The organism is Nonomuraea sp. NPDC049486 (assembly GCF_040676925.1).
GTDB lineage: Bacteria > Actinomycetota > Actinomycetes > Streptosporangiales > Streptosporangiaceae > Nonomuraea > Nonomuraea ferruginea.
In genome coordinates, this window is the sequence record NZ_JBFAPV010000041.1 from 1 (window position 1) to 2,012 (window position 2,012).

Genomic DNA, 2,012 nt, shown 5'->3' on the forward strand with positions numbered 1-2,012 from the left:
GACGTGCGGCGATCCGGGGTCCTCGGCACCCGACGATCATCCCATCCAGCGGATGCCGCTCACGCCAGCGTGATCACACACTTCTGAATGCTTACAGTCGGCCGCCGCCGCTGTGAGTAATGTGCGGGCCTTCTCGTCATCGGCCTGTCTGGTGGTCACGTCCACGGACGTGGTGTATGAATCGATCTTTGCGTGATCCTGTTTCTGCAGGTTAAGCGGTAAGTGTCTGTGGAAGCGGATTGTGCGCCGGTGTGTCGCCCGCGATGAGCCGGACACGGGCTTTGGCCAGAATGTCCAGGCCCATGTAGCGGCTTCGGTCCATTCGTCGGTCTGCTCGGCCAGCACCGCGCCGACCAGCCGGATGATCGACGGCCGGTCAGTGAAGATGCCCACCACGTCGGTGCGGCGGCGGATCTCCTAATAGAGGCAGAACGTTCCGGTGCGCGGAGACGGATCGGGTCGTTAGACGTGGGGTGCCGCTTCGATGCCTGCGGATCTCTGGACCATGAGCTCTTGAACAAGGCCGGCGCGATGCGGCACCCACACGGCTTGTATGTGCCCAATAGACGGGCCGGCGGGATGGATGTCGTGCTGAGGGGCGGAGCCTCCCCCCGAGGTGTGGACACCTTGAGTACCGGATGATGGAAATCCGGAGACAAGGAGTTCCACGTGGCGATGAAGTCGTATCCGCCGGAGTTCAAGGCGGACGCCGTCGCGTTGTACCTGTCCGATCCGGGACGGACGCTCGCCTCGGTGGCCGAGGACCTGGGGATCAGCCGGGAGACGCTGCGTAACTGGGTGCGTCAGGCGCAGGCGACCGGCACCGCCGGCGCGAAGGAACGAGGCCCGGCGAGGAAGCCCGCGCATGGCCCGCTATCGTCCGACGACGTGCTGGAAGAGGAGAACAAGCAGCTCAAAGCCCGAATCCGGGAGCTGGAGCTGGAGCGCGACATTCTGCGCCGGGCGGCCAAATATTTCGCGGGAGAGACCAACTGGTGAGCCGCTTCCAGTTCGTCGACGACCATCGGGGCGTCTTCGGCGTCAAGCGGCTGTGCCGGGTGCTGAAGGTGTCCCGATCGGGCTTCTACCGGTGGCGCAAGGCGGCTCCGGCCCGGGCGGAGCGGGCCGCGGCCGACGCTGCGCTGGCGGAGGAGATCAGGCAGATCCACGGGGAGTTCGACGGCACCTACGGCAGTCCGCGCATCACCGCCGAGCTGCGGGCACAAGGTCGCAGGGTCAACCACAAGCGGGTGGCGCGGGTGATGCGCCGCTTCGGCATCGTCGGGCTGCACCTGCGCAAGAAGGTGCGCACCACGGTGCCGGAACCCTCGCATCAGAAGGTGCCCGACCTCATCAGGCGGGACTTCACCGCGCCCGCCCCGAACCGGCGCTACGTCGGCGACATCACCTACCTGCCCGTCGGTGACGGCCGGTTCCTCTACTTGGCCACCGTGCTGGACCTGGGCTCACGCCGGCTGGCGGGCTGGTCGATCGCCGATCACATGCGCACCGAGCTGGCGACCGACGCGCTGCGGGCCGCGGCCGCGACGCGGGGCAGCCTGGACGGCGCGATTTTTCATGCCGATCATGGGGCGCAGTACACCTCGGCCGAGTTCGCCAAGGTCTGTGCCGAGCTCGGGGTGCGCCAGTCCATGGGAGCGGTCGGTTCGAGCGCCGACAACGCCGCGGCGGAGGCGTTCAACGCCACTCTGAAACGCGAGACGCTGCAGGGAGCCACGCGGTGGTCCTCGGCGCGCGAGGCCCGCCTGGCGGTGTTCAAGTGGATCACCCGCTACAACACCCGCAGGAGACATTCCACCATCGGCTACCTCAGCCCCATCGACTACGAGCAGCAGACCATCGATAGGGTGCAGCTCGCCGCATAACGACCGGTGTCCACACTTCGGGGCGAGCCCCCCCTGGCCGTCACCATCGGCCGGGCCCACGTCGACGGCAGCATCGCCCGGACCATCGCCAAGATCTGCCGCTCCGACATCATCGTGATCGACGAC

General features: G+C 67.0%; 1 protein-coding gene and 1 pseudogene. One reads left to right on the forward strand and one right to left on the reverse strand.

Going from position 1 to position 2,012, the window contains the following annotated elements:
- Positions 1 to 211: 211 nt before the first annotated feature.
- Positions 212 to 417: pseudogene (locus AB0K05_RS44360) on the reverse strand (transposase); the annotation flags it as partial.
- A gap of 252 nt (positions 418 to 669) precedes the next feature.
- Here AB0K05_RS44360 and AB0K05_RS44365 point away from each other — a divergent pair.
- Positions 670 to 1,886 (forward strand): IS3 family transposase gene (locus AB0K05_RS44365; RefSeq protein ID WP_364237863.1). Its coding sequence is split into 2 segments (ribosomal slippage): positions 670 to 979 and positions 979 to 1,886, totalling 1,218 coding nucleotides; the frame shifts between segments, so codons are not numbered across the junction.
- Positions 1,887 to 2,012: the final 126 nt, after the last annotated feature.